At 69.1% G+C, this 15,260-nt stretch carries 13 protein-coding genes; 7 read left to right on the top strand and 6 right to left on the bottom strand.

All coding sequences use genetic code 11. The features are described from left to right. The first annotated feature begins 28 nt into the window (after positions 1-28). Together ABN273_RS09360 and ABN273_RS09355 are read left to right on the top strand one after the other, a co-directional pair. Complete coding sequence (locus tag ABN273_RS09360) at positions 29-1,459, top strand: CHASE3 domain-containing protein (protein WP_349448275.1); 1,431 nt, start codon at positions 29-31, stop codon at positions 1,457-1,459. A 111-nt stretch (positions 1,460-1,570) separates the two neighbouring features. Then, a complete protein-coding gene (locus tag ABN273_RS09355) occupies positions 1,571-2,539 on the top strand; it encodes a PrsW family intramembrane metalloprotease (protein ID WP_349448274.1) in 969 nt (322 codons plus the stop codon). A gap of 56 nt (positions 2,540-2,595) precedes the next feature. Here the strand turns inward: ABN273_RS09355 and ABN273_RS09350 are convergent, their stop codons facing one another. The 5 genes from ABN273_RS09350 to ABN273_RS09330 all read right to left on the bottom strand — a co-directional run bounded on the left by ABN273_RS09350 (position 2,596) and on the right by ABN273_RS09330 (position 7,931). Beyond that, positions 2,596-3,459: a fumarylacetoacetate hydrolase family protein gene (locus tag ABN273_RS09350; RefSeq protein WP_349448273.1), complete on the bottom strand. Its 864-nt coding sequence runs from the start codon at positions 3,457-3,459 to the stop codon at positions 2,596-2,598. A 13-nt stretch (positions 3,460-3,472) separates the two neighbouring features. Then, entirely contained in the window at positions 3,473-4,651 is a 1,179-nt protein-coding gene (rhmD, locus tag ABN273_RS09345) for an L-rhamnonate dehydratase (RefSeq protein WP_349448272.1), read from the bottom strand. Further along, complete coding sequence (locus ABN273_RS09340; RefSeq protein WP_349448271.1) at positions 4,648-5,688, bottom strand: zinc-dependent alcohol dehydrogenase; 1,041 nt, start codon at positions 5,686-5,688, stop codon at positions 4,648-4,650. The genes rhmD and ABN273_RS09340 overlap by 4 nt, the downstream gene beginning before the upstream one ends. 1 nt (position 5,689) lies before the next feature. Then, positions 5,690-7,030, bottom strand: coding sequence for an MFS transporter (locus ABN273_RS09335; RefSeq protein ID WP_349448270.1), 1,341 nt, complete (start codon positions 7,028-7,030; stop codon positions 5,690-5,692). 139 nt (positions 7,031-7,169) lie between these two features. Then, on the bottom strand, positions 7,170-7,931 hold the full coding sequence (locus tag ABN273_RS09330; RefSeq protein WP_349448617.1) for an IclR family transcriptional regulator: 762 nt from the start codon (positions 7,929-7,931) through the stop codon (positions 7,170-7,172). 199 nt (positions 7,932-8,130) lie between these two features. Between ABN273_RS09330 and ABN273_RS09325 the strand changes: the two genes are divergently transcribed. The 5 genes from ABN273_RS09325 to ABN273_RS09305 all read left to right on the top strand — a co-directional run bounded on the left by ABN273_RS09325 (position 8,131) and on the right by ABN273_RS09305 (position 14,526). Beyond that, complete coding sequence (locus ABN273_RS09325) at positions 8,131-9,690, top strand: MFS transporter (protein WP_349448269.1); 1,560 nt, start codon at positions 8,131-8,133, stop codon at positions 9,688-9,690. Positions 9,691-9,757: 67 nt separating this feature from the next. After that, positions 9,758-10,081 (top strand): alcohol dehydrogenase catalytic domain-containing protein, encoded by a 324-nt coding sequence (locus tag ABN273_RS09320; RefSeq protein ID WP_349448268.1) that lies wholly within the window; start codon positions 9,758-9,760, stop codon positions 10,079-10,081. Between the two features lie 190 nt (positions 10,082-10,271). Next, positions 10,272-10,592 (top strand): antibiotic biosynthesis monooxygenase family protein, encoded by a 321-nt coding sequence (locus ABN273_RS09315; RefSeq protein WP_349448267.1) that lies wholly within the window; start codon positions 10,272-10,274, stop codon positions 10,590-10,592. Between the two features lie 324 nt (positions 10,593-10,916). Beyond that, a complete protein-coding gene (locus tag ABN273_RS09310) occupies positions 10,917-11,183 on the top strand; it encodes a hypothetical protein (protein WP_349448266.1) in 267 nt (88 codons plus the stop codon). A 481-nt stretch (positions 11,184-11,664) separates the two neighbouring features. Next, positions 11,665-14,526 (top strand): AfsR/SARP family transcriptional regulator, encoded by a 2,862-nt coding sequence (locus tag ABN273_RS09305; protein ID WP_349448616.1) that lies wholly within the window; start codon positions 11,665-11,667, stop codon positions 14,524-14,526. A 77-nt stretch (positions 14,527-14,603) separates the two neighbouring features. On the opposite strand, the gene ABN273_RS09300 is transcribed toward ABN273_RS09305, so the two are convergent. Next, on the bottom strand, positions 14,604-15,260 hold a 657-nt coding region (locus tag ABN273_RS09300), incomplete at its 5' end, for an MFS transporter (protein WP_349448265.1).

The raw sequence follows: 15,260 nt of genomic DNA, 5'->3' as shown, positions 1-15,260 counted from the left end.
CTAATCGTCGTGTCGGTACACTCCGGGAATGTTCCTTGGCCGGTCACTCCGACCAGCGGGCGACGTCAGCCGCGGTCTGACCGTACGCACGGTGGCGGCCGGAGCCGTGCTCGCGCTGATCGTGGGCGGGGCCTTCGCGGTGCTGCTGGCCTCGATCGCCGACCTGCGCGACGTCCGGCTTCGCGAGCAGCGCTCCGCAGCGGTCCTGACGATGGCCAACCGGCTGGAACGTCTGATCATCGACATGGAGGCGGGCCAGCGCGGCTTCGCCCTCACCGATCAGGAGGCCTTCCTCCAGCCCTGGCACGAGGCCATCGCGGCGTTTCCCGGCCAGGCGAGCACGCTGGAGCGGCTCGTGGCGGACACCCCCGCCCAGCGTGCGCGGGCCCGGACGATCACCGCGGCCGGCACTTCCTACCTCAACGACTACTCCGTCCCCCTGGTGGAGGCCATACGTCGCGACCCGGCCAGGGCGCGGACGGCGGAAATCGCCGAGGGCAAGCGCCGCGTGGACGCGATGCGCGCGGACTTCGACGCGCTGGTGGCCGCCGCGTTGTCGATGGCCAGGACCGAGCAGCAGCGCTCCGATGCCGCGGCACATCGCGCGAGCGCCGTGGGAGTGTCGGGCCTGATCGCGTCGGTCGCCCTGATCGGCGCCTACTCCGGCTATCTCACCCGCGCGGTGGTGGTTCCGGTACGGCGGGTGGCCGGAGCGACCCGGCGGCTGGCGGACGGCGATCTCCAGGCACGCGTGTCCGAGCGCGGCGCCGGCGAGGTAGGCGTGCTGGAACGCGGCTTCAACACGATGGCGGTCACCCTCGCCCGGCAGCAGGAGGAGTTGGCCGCCTCCCGCTCGCGTATTGTCACCTCCGCCGACCAGGCCCGCCGCCGCATCGAACGCGACCTGCACGACGGCATCCAGCAGCGGTTGGTCTCGCTCGTGCTGGAAGTGCGGGCCACCCAGGCCGGGCTGCCGCCCGACCGGCACGAGCTCGCCGAGCCGCTCGACCGGCTGGCCGAGGGGCTGGGCGAGGCGGTCGACGAACTGCGCGAGATCTCCAGAGGCATCCATCCGGCGATCCTGAGCGAGGCCGGACTGGGCCCGGCGTTGAAAACCCTGGCCCGCCGCAGCGCCGTACCGGTGGAGCTGGAGCTGGATGTACCCGGCCGGCTGCCCGAACCCGTGGAGGTGGCCGCCTACTACGTGGTCTCCGAATCGCTCACGAACACGGCCAAGCACGCCCACGCCACGACCGTGACCGTGCGGGCGCACCTGGCCGACGGGATGCTGCGGCTGCAGGTCGGCGATGACGGCGTGGGCGGCGCCTCGACGGGCGAGGGCTCCGGGCTGCTCGGGCTCGCCGACCGCGTCGAGGCGCTCTCCGGCACGATCGCGCTGGTCAGCCCGCCTGGCCAGGGCACCACGCTCAGCGCCGAGCTCCCGGTCGACGGCGGCTGACCCGACGCCGGGATTCCAGCCAGCAGGTAGCCGGAATGGCCGCTGGCCAGGACGACAGTGACGGTCGGCAGCGCACATCCTGGACGGGAACCCCCCCGGAAGGAGCCTGCTGTGCAGCCATTGTGGATGATCCCTGCCGACGTCGTACCCCAAGCCTCGATCAGACGGCCGCGGTCCGGCCCGAGCTGGATCCGGATCTTCCTCGGCGGGTCGGTGCTCTGGGTGGCGACCGTGGTCGTCACGTTCGTCACCGGCAACACGAATCTGATCCCGACCATCATCCTGGTCGGCAGCTTCCTGGTTCCAGTCACGTTCGTCGCCTTCGCGTTCCGGCACGGCGACGCCGTGATCACCGCCCAGCGCGTCTTCACCGCGTTCGTGTACGGCGGCGTGCTCGGCGTTCTGGGCGCCTCAGTCCTGGAGTCGGCGTTCCTGGCCCACGCGTCGGGTTGGACCTATCCGGCGATCGGCCTGATCGAGGAGGGTGTCAAGCTGGCCGCTTTGTGGCTGGTCGCCCGGCGCCTGCCCTTCTACACCGCGCGCGACGGCATGGTGCTCGGCGCGACCGTGGGCTTCGGCTTCGCCGCGCTCGAGAGCGCCGGATACGCCTTCAACGCGCTGTTCACCTCCCATGGCTTGTCGCTGCTCGACCTGGTCGAGACGGAGGCCTTGCGCGCGGTGCTCGCTCCCGTCGGGCACGGGCTGTGGACCGCGCTGCTGGGCGGCGTCCTGTTCGCGACCGCCGCACGCAGCCGGAGTGGACGGCCCCGGCCGCGGGCGGCGCTGCTCGGCTGGTACATCGTGGTGGTCCTGCTGCACGCCCTCTGGGACGCCTCGCAGGTCATCGCGGTGTGGCTGACGCTGCTCCTGACCGGCACGCGGTACCAGTGGACGTCGATCGTCCGGCTGGGCGAGCTGCCCGGCGTCACCCAGGCGCAGGTACACGTGTTCACCATGCTGAACTGGGGCCTGCTCGCCGTGGACGGGCTGATCGGGCTGGCCCTGCTCCTGCTGCGGTGGATCCCCCTCCAGCGCGGCCGGGCGACTGCGCCGGTCCTGCCGCCGAGGAACGTGTGGTGACGACCGACCGCACCTGGGGAGCCGCGCTCCACGTTGCACAGGAACCGCACCAGCCATCACGACTGGAACGCCGGCCCGAGGTCCTGGCGTTGGGCGCCCAGGCCGGTGATGTCGAGCTCCATCGTGTCGCCCGGCTTCAGGTAGGGGAACCGGCCGGACAGCGCCACGCCCTGCGGGGTGCCGGTGTTGATGACGTCGCCGGGCTCCAGGACGAGGAACTGGGACAGATGGTGGACCAGCTGGGCCGCCGAGAAGATCATGTCCTTGGTGGTGGAGTCCTGCCGCGGTTCACCGTTGACGAAGGAGCGCAGTCGCAGGTTCTGCGGGTCGGGCACCTCGCCGGCGGGGACCAGCCAGGGGCCGAGCGGGTTGAAGGTCTCGCAGCACTTACCCTTGGACCACTGCCCGCCGGAGTCCTCCAGCTGGAAGGCCCGCTCGGAGACGTCGTTGGACAACGCGTAGCCCGCGACGTACGAAAGGGCCTCGTCGGGGGAGTCGAGATAGCGGGCCCGCTTGCCGATGACGACCGCCAGCTCGACCTCCCAGTCGGTCTTCCGCGAGCCGCGCGGGATGAGAACCCGGTCGTACGGTCCCACCACCGTGTTGGGGTGCTTGAAGAAGACCACCGGCTGCTCGGGGGGCGGCGAGCCGGACTCGGCCGCGTGCGCGGCGTAGTTCTGCCCGATGCAGATCACGGCTGTCGGACGGGCGATCGGGGCGCCCACCCGGAGGGTCTCCGCGCCGGCGAGCGGGGACAGCTCCCCGGCCGCCAGCGCCTCACGGACCCGGGCGATGCCGCCGCCGGCCAGGAAGGCGCCGTCGATGTCCGCGGTCAGCGGGGTCAGGTCGTGGACGAGGCCGTCGTCGGTCCGGACAGCCGGGCGCTCGTCTCCCAGCGGGCCGAGACGCATCAACTGCATGAGGTTCTCCCGATCAATGCGTGTAAGGACGTTCGCGCGGGCATTCCGGATTGAGCTCCACCCCGAAGCCGGGCCGGTCGGGCAGCCGGAGGCGGCCGTTCACCGGCACCGGCTCCCCGAGCAGCAACGGGGCGAACATGGGCACGACCTCGCTCGCCTCCGGATGCATCATGAGGAACTCGGCGAACGGGCTGTTATGCCGAGTAATCACAAAATGGTAGGAGTACACGCTGGAGCCGTGCGGCACCACCAGGGCCCCGTGGGCGTCGGCGAGGGCCGAGATCTTGATCAGCTCGGTGATCCCGCCGCACCAGTTCACGTCGGGCTGGAGGATGTCGGCGCAGCCCATCTCCAGCAACATGCGAAAGCCCCAGCGCGTCGCCTCGTGCTCCCCGGTGGTGACGAGCATCCCGGGCGGTACAGCCCGCCGCAGGTCGGCGTAGCCCCAGTAGTCGTCCGGCGGCAGCGCCTCCTCGATCCACTTGAGTCCGTACTCGTGGGCGCGATGGGCCAGCCGGGTCGCGTAGTTCAGATCGAGCGACATCCAGCAGTCGAACATCAGCCAGAAGTCCGGCCCGACCCGCTCCCGCATGGTCCGCAACGTGGCCAGGTTGGCCTCCAAGCCCTCCTCGCCCTCGTACGGGCCGTGCTGGAGCGGCAGCTTCCCGCCGATGAAGCCCATCTTCCGCGCCAGGTCGGGGCGCGCCCCAGTGGCGTAGAACGTCAGCTCGTCCCGGACCGGGCCGCCGAGCAGGGCGTACACCGGCTCCCCGCGCAGCTTTCCGAGCAGGTCCCACAGGGCCAGGTCGACGGCGCTGATCGCGTTCAGCACGATGCCCTTGCGCCCGTAGAAGAGCGTGCTGAGGTACATCTGGTCCCAGACACGCTCGACGTCCGTCGGGGAAGCGCCCTCGACGAAGCGGGCGAGGTGGCGCTCCACGATGAACGCGCCCGGCTCGCCCGCCGTCGTCACCGCGAAGCCCACCGTGCCGTCCTCGGCCTCCACCTCGACGACCAGTGTGCCCAGCACGTTCAGTCCGAAGGACTGCCGGCTCTGCCGGTAGACCGGATATTTGGCCATCGGGGTGGCGATGTGGTCGTCGATCCAGTGACCTTGCGCCTGGTCGTGATAGTCGGCGCCGCCGCCGCGCACGACGTACGCGCGTACTTCGCGAATCTTGGGCATTTTCATCGCGCTGCCTCCAGACCGTGCGGGAACACCAGGACCTTGCTCGCCTCCGACTCGCCCCTGCCGAGCCTCCGGAACGTCTCCGCCGCCCCGTCCATGTCCACCCGCCCGTCGATCAGGGCGGCGAGCTCGGCGGGTGCTTCCGCGACCCACGCGGCCGTCTCCCGGAAGTCCGCGGCCGAGTAGCAGAAGCTGCCGATCAGCGTGCGCTCCTCGGTGCTGATGGCGTACGCCGAGAGGTCCAGCCGGGGCTCGTGCATGCCGACCAGGACGACGCGCGCGCCGAAGGCGGAGGCGGCGAACGCGTCGGCGAGCGTCGCCGAGGCGCCCACCGCGTCGAGCACCACGGTCGCCGGGCCGCCCAGCAGCTCCGCGCACGCTGTGGGAAGGTCGGCCGCCGTGGGGTTCGCCGTCAGCGCCCCCAGCGTCTCGTTCAGCGTGCGGCGCCTGCCGGCGGGCTCGCTCACCAGGACCTTGCCGGCGCCGCACCGCTGCGCGGCCAGCACGCAGGCCTGCCCGATGGGGCCGCCGCCGATCACCAGGACACGATCATCCGGTCCCACCTGGCCCCGCCGGGCGGCGTGCTGGCCGACGGCGAGCGGTTCGACCAGGGCGCCGTACTCGACGGGCATGGTGTCCGGCAACGGGACCACGTTGGCCGCCGGAGCGGTCATGAGCTCCGCGAAGGCCGCGCTGATGTCCGCGGCCACCCCGATCACGCGCCGCCGCGGGCAGCTCTGCTGGGCGTCCGCCGCGCAGGCCGGGCAGTCACCGCAGGCGACCAGCGGGTTCACCGTGACCAGCGTGCCTGCCCGCGGCCCGCTCACCCCCTCGCCGAGTTCGGCGACGCGCCCCACAGTCTCGTGGCCCATCACCTGGCCGGGGTGGCGGCGACCGTTCTCCCCGGTGTAGCCGTGAACGTCGGATCCGCAGATGCCGGTCGCGACGATCTCCAGGAGGACCTCCCCGGGACGGGGCCGGGGGTCGGGACGTTCTTCGACGCCGATGTCCCATGCCCCCTGGAAGACGAGTGCCCGCACGTCAGCTGACTCCCTTCGCGGTGGTGGTGAGTGCGGGGGCGTCGCGGCCGGACATCCCCAGCGCGACGATCCCCAGGATGAGCAGCGCGCCGAGCAACGTGGTGCCGGCGAGCACGTAGAGCCCGGCGGAGCCGGACCCGAAGGCCGAGTCGGCCCAGGTCTTCACGTTCGGCGCGACGAAGCCGCCGAGCGAGCCGAGCGAGTTGACCAGGGCCAGGCCGCCGGCCGCGGCGGTCCCGGTCAGCAGGCTCATGGGCAGCGTCCAGAACACCGGCTGCACGGCGATGAACCCGGCCGCGGCGAAGCAGAGCGCGATCAGGGCCAGAACCGGGCTCCCGGCCGCCGCCGAGGCCGCGATGCCGGCCGCGCCCACCGTCAGGGTCGCCGCCGCGATGGTGCGGCGTGCCCCGGTGAGGTCGGACAGCCGCCCCGCCAGGAAGGACGCCACGATCGCGCACGTCCACGGGATAGCCGTGATCAGGCCCACGACCAGGCCGACCTTCTCTCCCACCAGCGCGGCCACCTGGGTGGGGAGGAAGAACGTCACGCCGTACACGCTGACCTGGATGCAGAAGTAGACGAGCGACAGGTACAGCACGCGGGGGTTGCGCAGCGCCCGCATCAGCGTCCCGGGGCTGTGGGAGGCCCTCGCCCGCTCGTCGGCGGCCATGGCCTCGACCAGGACGGCACGATCGGCGTCGGCCAACCGGCGGGACGTCTCCGGGCGGTCCTCCAGGTACCACAGCGCCCAGACGCCGACCACCACGGCGAGCAGCCCCTCGACGGCGAACATCCACTGCCAGCCGTGCATCCCCGACAGGCCGTCGAGCTCCAGCAGCGCCCCCGACAGCGGCCCGCCGAAGATGAAGGCGAGCGGTGCGCCGAAGTAGAACAGGCCGGTGGCGCGGCCGCGGTACTGCGCCGGGATCCAGTACGTCAGGTAGAGCATCACACCGGGGAAGAACCCGGCCTCGGCCACCCCGAGGGCGAACCTAAGCACGTAGAACACGGTCTCGGTGTGCGCGAACATCATGGCCGCGGAGATCAGTCCCCAGGTCACCATGATCCGGAACATCCAGATCCTGGCCCCGACCCGATTCATGATCACGTTGCTGGGGATCTCGAAGAGTGCGTACCCGATGAAGAACAGGCCCGCCCCGAACGCGTACGCGGCGTCCGACAGGCCGCTGTCGGCCTGGAAGCCGGCCTTGGCGAAGCCGATGTTGGCGCGGTCGAGGAACGCGAGGACGTACATCAGCAGCAGGAACGGGATCAGCCGGCGCATCGCCCGGCCGACGACGCGATCGAGCGGTGGGGGTGAGGCTGGGACGGCAGCGCTCATGTTCACTCCTGGTTCTTACTCATGAACCTTGTTACATGAATATGAACTATGTGTGAAAGCGAGAATGCCTGTCAAGGGAGTGCCCCGGCCTGGGGATGGTCCCGGAGCCGGGCGCGTCCTGGAGTCGTCCCGGAGGCGGTCAGGCGGCGCCCGGTCGATAGCCGAGGCGGGAGGAGAGCTCGGCGCAGTTGCGCACCAGCGTGTCGAGCATGCGCCGGCGCAGCGCCGGCGACAGGCGCACCTCCGGCACGGACACGCTCATCCCGGCCCGCACGCGCCCGGTGTGGTCGCGGACGGGCACGCCGACGCAGAAGATGCCGGGGGTGTACTCGCCCCGGTCGGTGGCGTAGCCCAGGCGGCGGACGGACGTCAGCTCGGTCACCAGCTCCTCGATCGAGCCGATCGTGTGGTCGGTGAAGCGGGTGAAGGCGACTCCCTCGAAACGGCGCCTGACCTCGGCGTCGTCCAGCCCGGCGAGCAGCGCCTTGCCGAGCGCGGTGGTGTGCGCGGGGATCCGGGCGCCGACCCGCGAGGCCAGCATCAGCGCCTGGTCGGGGTCCACCTTGGCCACGTAGAGGTTGTCGATGCCGTCCAGGATCGCGAGCTGGACGATCTCGTTGAGCTCGTCCCGGATGCCCTCCATGATCGGCAAGGCGGCGCGTTCCAGGTCGACCGTCGCGAGGTACGCCTGCCCCGCCTCCCAGACGCGGACGCCCAGCGAGTAGCGCCGGGCGGTCTCGTCGAACGCCACGAAGCCGCGGCCGACCATGGTGCCCAGAAGCCCGTGGGCGCTGCTCTTGGGCAGGTCGAGCACGGTGCAGATCTCGGCGAAGGTCATGCCCCGATGCCGCTGGGTGAGCACCTCGATGATCTCGAGGGCGCGTTCCGCCGACTTCACCATCTGATTCACAGCATCGCTCCCGGTCTCAGCCTCAGCCAGTTCATGTATGCGAACTCATGTGATGCTACCGCCTACCTCACCCCGTCGCCGCAGGTCCCGTCGGCTTGGCGGCCGCCAGGTCATGGATGCGCTCGACCAGCACCCTTGTTCCTCTAACCGGTTGACCTCAATCTAAGTTGAGTTTCTAGGGTGGCCGAGCATGAACGATTCTTCGCGGCCACAGGCCGGACGGCGGGAGTGGGCCGGACTGGCCGTGCTCATCCTGCCCACTCTGCTCCTCTCGATCGACATGTCCGTGTTGCACCTGGCTGTGCCCTCGCTGACGGAGGATCTGAGGCCCACCGGTGCGCAGTTGCTGTGGATAACTGACATCTACGGATTCCTCATAGCAGGATTTCTGATCACGATGGGGACGCTCGGCGACCGCATCGGTCGCAGGCGGTTGCTGCTGTTCGGTGGCGTCGCGTTTGCGGCGGCCTCAGCGCTCGCGGCGTACGCCACCACTCCCCTGCTGCTGATTCTGGCCCGGGCACTGCTTGGCGTCGCGGGGGCCACGCTGATGCCATCCACGCTCTCCTTGATCAGCAACATGTTCCTGGACCCGGGACAGCGGACCAAGGCGGTCAGCCTGTGGATGACCGGGTTCACCGGCGGCATGGTCGTCGGGCCGCTGGTCGGCGGGCTGCTGCTGGAGTGGTTCTGGTGGGGGGCGGTCTTCCTGCTGAACGTGCCGGTCATGGTGGTGTTGCTGGTGGCCGGGCCGCTGCTGCTGCCCGAGTACCGCGCGCCGGGCGCGGGCCGTGTCGATCTGGTGAGTGTGGTGCTGTCGCTGGGAGCGGTCCTGCCGACGATCTATGGAGTCAAGGAGTTCGCGGCGTACGGGCTCTCCTGGCCGTCCGCGCTCGCCATCGTGGTGGGACTGGCCCTGGCAACGGTGTTCGTACGGCGGCAGCGCCTCCTGGCCGACCCGCTGCTGGACCTGAGCCTGTTCGCCAACCGTCAGGTCAGCGCCTCCCTCGGCACTCTGATGCTGGTTACCCTGCTGGGCCCCGGGCTCAGCCTGCTCACCGGCCAGTATCTCCAGCTCTCCGAGGGGCTGTCCCCGCTGTCGGCCGGGATGTGGATGGTGCCGATGACAGCCGCGGTGATCGTCGGTTTCGTTGTCACCCCCAGGCTCGCCGGCCGGTTCCGTCCGGCTCACGTCATCGTCGGCGGGCTGGCCGTGGCCGTCCTGGGCATGGTTCTGCTGGCCCAGGTCGAGCCCACCGGCGGGCTGGTGTACGTGGTGGTGGGGCAGTCGCTGTTCTTCGCCGGGACCTCGCCGCTCGTGGTTCTGGGGATCGACATGGTGGTGGGCGCGGCGCCGCCGGAGCGGTCGGGCTCGGCCGCGGCGCTGTCGGAGACCGGGCAGGAGTTCTCGGCCGCCCTCGGGCTCGCCGTACTCGGTAGCTTGTCGGCGGTGGTCTACCGGACGAGCTTCACCGCGCCGGGCAGCCTCGACGGCGCGGCCGCCGACACGGCCCGCGGCACCTTCGGCGGCGCCTTCGCGGTCGCTGCCGACCAGCCCGCCGAGGCCGCCGCGGCCCTGCTGACCGACGCCAGGGCCGCGTTCGCCGATGGCCTGGCCGCCGTCGCCGGCGCGGGCGTGGTCATACTCCTGGCCGCCGCGGTCCTCGTGGTCACCGCGCTCCGCCAGCTGCCGCCCCTTGGCTCGCCCGTGACCGTCGCCACCGAGCACGCCGAGGTCACGTCCACGTGACGCCGCCACGGCGTCGTAGAGCCGGCACGCAGGCCGATCGGAGTACACGGACGCCTTGACCTCAACCATGGTCGATGTCTCAGTCGCCGGCATCACGTTCGTCGAGACGCAGATCCGGCGCGGCACCGACCAGTGGCACGACAAGCCCGAACTGCCGTACGTACCGGGCAGCATGGTGGCCGGACGCGTGAGCGCGCTCGGGGAAGGGGTGGACTCGAGCTGGTCAGGTCGGCGTGTGCTGGCGGGTACCGGGGAGACCGGCGGCTTCGCCGAGCGTGCGGCGGCGTTGACGGAAGACCTGATCCCGGTACCGGACGAGCTGGACCTCACCGACGCCGTCGCTCTGCACACCGACGGCGCAGCGGCGCCGAGTCGAGGTGATCGGGATTGAGCAGCTCTTCGGCTTCGGGCCGCACATGAAGAGACGGGCCTGGAAAGACTCTGCTGCTGATCTGAAAGTCCACGTGCGGATGAGGCTGCTTGAGCCGCGGCGGCGCCCTCGTCATCTCGACTGAACGCAAAGCGTGCCGGGGCGAGCGCGATGCGAGCTCCGAGCGGGAAACCGTCAGTAGCATACGTGCATGACGCCTATTACACCCCCTTACTATGCGGTAATCATCGCTCAGAAGCTGAAGGACACGGACCTGGAGGGATATGACGAGATGGCCGCTCGGATGGTCGAGCTCGGCACCAAGTGGCCGGGCTATCTGGGCCGCGAGTCCGTCGCCAGAGCCGATGGCCACGAACTGACGGTGATCTACTACGCCGACGCCGAGTCGATCGCCAGTTGGAAGGCCGACGTCGAGCACCTGGAGGCGCAACGGCTCGGACGCGAGCGCTGGTACGAGTACTACGACGTTCAGATCGCCCGCGTCGAGCGCGCCTACAGTTTCAAAGCCTGAACCTGGCCGCCCCGTCCGGGGAAATCACGCTGCCCGTGTTGCAGCGGTCCAGGGACATGTGATCTTCGTCAACGCCTCACCCGGGATGACCGGTGTCTCCCGCTGGTCGGCGTTCACCGGCAGTAAGGCGGCGCTGCGGGCGCCCGGAGATCGGCAACTACGGCGCCCGGTCGGCCGGGGCGGGATCGGCCCAGCCCGCACGTCCGGCCCAGCCGCACGCCGGGTACTGGGATGATGTGGAGCTTGATGACGGATCTTTATGTACGCCAACCGCGGCGAACGGCGTGGGCCATCCTGAAGGCTGCGCTGCTCACCGTCCATGCAGTGTTGTCGGGAGTTGTGGGCCTCCTGGTCGTGGTCGGCTTCACTTCTACGTTCATCTCAGATGGGAGCAACAACAACGGCGCCGGGATGCTGCTGGGCTGCTTGACCGCCTTCGTGTGCGTGGCCCAGTTCCTGCCGTTGCTCCTGGCCGTCGCCGTCCGCCGGATCAGTCCGTGGTGGGCGGCCGCCCACGCCGTGCTCTTCACGGCCTCGCTCGTCCTCATCGCCTGCGCCGCCATGTTCGAGACGGGCTCGGCGGACAGATAGCAGCCCGCCAGGGCAGTGTGGCTCGATGGGTCCGGCCCGACCACTCGTACCGGCCCAAAGTGCCGGCCGGCGTCTTGGTCTGGTGCGCGACGTAGTCGACCACCTCGTCAGGGAGCTCCGACCGGCCGCGCAAGACCTGCGGGACCTCGCGATGAGGACGGCGGTCCAGGCCCGGCCGACATCGTCGCTCTGCAGCGGCGGGCTGCGGCGACGGCGTCGGAGACCGACGAGCGGGCGCTGCCCAAGACACGCCGGCGCCGGTCGGACCTTGCGATTGCCCATGACCCGATAGGTATAGCGCCATATGCCACCGATCGCGTAGTTGAGTGCAAGCTGTGATCTTTATCACCTCCGTCCCTCTCGACCCCGAGCGGTTCGATGATCGAAAATCAACGCCACCCCCAACAAATTCACCTACCGTGCTCATAGGCGGGATGAGACTTTGGGCGAAGCGACTTTCAAGGTTTTGGGGCCGGTACAAGTGCGCTGGTCGGAGAGACGGGAAGCCCGCTTGAGCGGGAAGCAGCGCGCAGTGTTGACGAGCCTGCTTCTTCACGCCAACACCGTGGTTCCCAGGCAACGGTTGGTCGCGGCCTTGTGGGAGACTCCACCCACCTCGGCCGTCTCGAATCTGCAAACCTACATCGCCCAGTTACGTCAAGCGCTGCCGCCCGGTACGCGCCTTCTTACCAGGGGAACGGGATACCTCTTCGAGGCGCTCCCGGAGGAGGTGGATCTGCTTGCCTTCGAGCAAGCGGTCCAGTCGGCGAGGGCCGAGCACGAGCAGGGCAACGCCTGGGGCGCCGTACACCAGTATGAGACGGCGCTGTCGCTATGGCGGGGCGGGCTGGCTGAAGGCACCGAACTCGTGGGCCCGGTGCTCGCCCGTGCAGCCCAAGTAGAAGAGCAGCGCACAGCCGTACGGCTGGACTGGTCCGAGGCGAAGCTCGGCCTGGGCCAACCCGCCGAGGTGATACCAGAACTGCGTGCCGTCGTGGCGGAGCAGCCGCTACGTGAACGCGCGTGGCATCTGCTCATGCTCGCTCTTTCACAAACTGGACAACGCGACGCGGCGCTTGAGGCCTTCGGGCACGCCCGCGCGACCCTCATCGACGATCTGGGTATCGAGCCCAGCAGGAAGCTTCAGCAGCTCCAAGCCGACATCTTGGCCGACACCGTCACCGTCGGCAAGGTGGAAACGTGGCGTCGGATATGCCAGCTTCCCCCAGACATAGCCGACATCGTGGATAGACCCGAGGAACTCCACCGGGTGACCACGGCATTGCGTCGGAACACCGACCGGACAACACCAGCAATCGCGGTGCTCCTCGGGCCTTCCGGGATAGGGAAGAGCACCCTGGCCGTGCACGCCGCGCATCAGCTTCGCGAGGACTTTCCGGATGGCCAGCTCTACCTGAACCTCAAATCGGGCGGCACGGCACGCGAGCCTGCCGCTCTCCTCGCTGAAGCGCTTCGCTCACTGCAGTGCCTTGGATCGGACATCCCTGATTCGACCGAAAGCAGAGCAGCGCTGTACCGCTCATTGCTGGCCGATCGGGCCGTGCTCGTCGTGCTCGACGACGCTGAGCATGAGCAGCAGGTGCGTTACCTGCTGCCCGGGACACCGCGTAGCGCGGTACTGGTTACCAGTCGCAGTCCGCTCCCCATACTGGCGGGCGCCACCCGCATTTCGGTCGACCTGCCGTCCGAAGCCGTGGGACAGATGATGCTGGCGCAGATCGCCGGAGAGGATCGGGTTCGGTCCGAACCCGATGCGGCCCGGGCCATCGTGCTGGCCTGCGGGCGGCTTCCGTTGGCCATCAGGGTGGCGGGGGCCAGGCTCGCGACGAGACCGACCTGGCCCTTGCAGGAGCTCGCCACACGATTGACGGGCGGGCAGCCCCTGGACGAACTGGTCCTCGGCGAGTTGGACATCCGCCGGACTTTCGCCGCGAGCCACCAGCTGTTGCCGGATCTGGCTGGACGCGCTTTCCGGCTGTTGGGGTTGGCCGGGATCGACGATTTCGCGGAATGGGTCGTGGCCGCATTGCTGGGTGCGTCTCCACGTGAGACGGACACGACTCTGGAAACGCTCGTGGCAGCCGGCCTGCTGAGCATGGGCGAAATCGATCAGAGCGGTCAGCCGCGTTACCGCATGCACGATCTTCTGCGGAAATTCGCCCACGAACGTGCGGAGGCCGATGATTCGCCGGAACAACGGGATGTGGCGATACGGCGGTTCGTGGACGAGTCGCTGGCGAGAGTGCGCGTCGCCGGGTTGGAGTATCCGCCACCGGTGGTCCCGATGGCGGCACCTGGGACTTCCGACGGACGGTCTCATGGAGGAGCCGCATGGTTGTCGGCGGAGCGTGAGACGCTGTTGACCGCGGTTGGACTCGCCCATGCCGATGCCGCAGCCGAGCTGGTCCTTCGCCTCACCCCGTTCCTCGTCGTCACCGGTTTTCGGGTGGAGGCCACGCGTCTCCTGCAACAAGCGGCCCAGCGAACGGCTGATCGCGACAGAGCAATTCTCGCGCAACTGGCGCAGGCCGACATCGAGTTGGACCTCGGGCGGTTGGAGACGGCGCGCGACATGTTCCGGACTGTGTTCGACCACTTCGATTCGAGCGATGACGCTCATTCGGCCGCCTACGCACTCACCGGACTGGTCGCCTGCGACCTCTTGGAGACAGAGCCGGAGAGCTGGCGGCAGATCGGAGTCAAGAAAGTCTTTTCCCGATTTGAGTCGGCAGACGGAATCGGCGACCTGCTGGATGGCCTGTTCGCCGTGTGCGCAGCTCACCAGCAGGATCACCAGGAAGTCATTCGCCTTTTCCGGCAGGCGCTGTTGCTCATCAAGGAGCAACAGTACGGCGACCCGATCGCACGGTTCCTGCGTGCCCTGCTCACCGGGATCATCTGCTTCCGCAGTGACGATGCGCAAGGGGCCATCAAGTGTTACCAGGAGGGCCTCGACATCAGCCACGATCTGGGATGGGGACCGGGCGAACGCTACACGTTGCGTCGGCTGAGCGAGGCTTACCACGCCGCCGGGCGGCCCGGAGACGCGGTGAAGTCACTTTACGGACTGTCGCTTCTGTCCGCGCAGACCGGTGATACGTACAACGAGGCGTTGTCCGCCTACTTCCTCGGCGAGATCAGCCTTGAACACGGGCAGTCGCAGGCCGCGGCCGACTATTTCATACGCTGCCACGACCTCATGGACAGACACGGAAATCCGGTGTGGCGTGCCCGTGCCCGGCAAATGATCGACACAGTCCGAGCTGAGTCTGGATCTGCCCGAGTCCAACCTGCCGCGGATGCCACGAACCAGGCGCCCTGAGAACCGGGATCGGTGCGGCCGGAACGCGCCGCAGTAGACCTTCTTGATCGTGACGGGCTGCCGGCCGCGGCGAGACGTCATCTGACCTGCGAAGGCACGCGTGCCAGCGTGGCGAACACGGCGATGGCCGCCATCGCGACCGCGGCAACGAGCAGCACGGGTTGCGGCCCCCACAGCTCCACCAGGTACCCTCCGGCCAAAGCACCGAGCGGGCTCACCCCCAACGCCAGCATCGCCGGAACGCTCGTGACCCGCCCCATCAGGTCCTTCGGCGTGCTGGAGATCACGTAGGTCATGGTCGCGACGTCGAGGACTCCGGCGATCAAGCCGACGCATCCCCATCCCACCGCCAGCATGGGCGGTGCCGTGGCGAACGCGACGATGGCGATTGCACCCAGCCAGAGCCAGCAGGCCAGCCTGAGCACTGTCACCGGGCCGACATGCTGAAGCACCCGTGGGGCGACCATTGAGCCCACGACGCCGCCCAGACCGGTGGCTCCGAGAATCAGCCCGACGGCCGCAGGTGATGCCCCCGCCGACGTGGCCAGCACGATGAGCAGGATGCCGAGCATCTGCCAGAGTACGTTCGTGGTGGTGAAGACGGCGACCGCCAACCGGAGAAAGGCATCGCGCCAGATCCATCGCGCGCCCTGGGCCATGTCGTGCACGGCGCCCCGCACACCGCGCCGGCGGTCGTCGCTCGCGTCTTCGCTCGCGTTTTCGACGCCCACGTG

The organism is Nonomuraea sp. B19D2 (assembly GCF_040137845.1).
Lineage (GTDB): Bacteria > Actinomycetota > Actinomycetes > Streptosporangiales > Streptosporangiaceae > Nonomuraea.
This window is presented reverse-complemented; position numbering and strand designations above follow the sequence as displayed.

Coding starts and splice junctions, on each gene's coding strand:
- ABN273_RS09360 (WP_349448275.1), top strand. CDS start 29: ATGTTCCTTGGCCGGTCACTCCGACCAGCGGGCGACGTCAGCCGCGGT.
- ABN273_RS09350 (WP_349448273.1), bottom strand. CDS start 3,459: ATGCAGTTGATGCGTCTCGGCCCGCTGGGAGACGAGCGCCCGGCTGTC.
- rhmD (WP_349448272.1), bottom strand. CDS start 4,651: ATGAAAATGCCCAAGATTCGCGAAGTACGCGCGTACGTCGTGCGCGGC.
- ABN273_RS09335 (WP_349448270.1), bottom strand. CDS start 7,030: ATGAGCGCTGCCGTCCCAGCCTCACCCCCACCGCTCGATCGCGTCGTC.
- ABN273_RS09330 (WP_349448617.1), bottom strand. CDS start 7,931: ATGGTGAAGTCGGCGGAACGCGCCCTCGAGATCATCGAGGTGCTCACC.
- ABN273_RS09325 (WP_349448269.1), top strand. CDS start 8,131: ATGAACGATTCTTCGCGGCCACAGGCCGGACGGCGGGAGTGGGCCGGA.
- ABN273_RS09320 (WP_349448268.1), top strand. CDS start 9,758: ATGGTCGATGTCTCAGTCGCCGGCATCACGTTCGTCGAGACGCAGATC.
- ABN273_RS09315 (WP_349448267.1), top strand. CDS start 10,272: ATGACGCCTATTACACCCCCTTACTATGCGGTAATCATCGCTCAGAAG.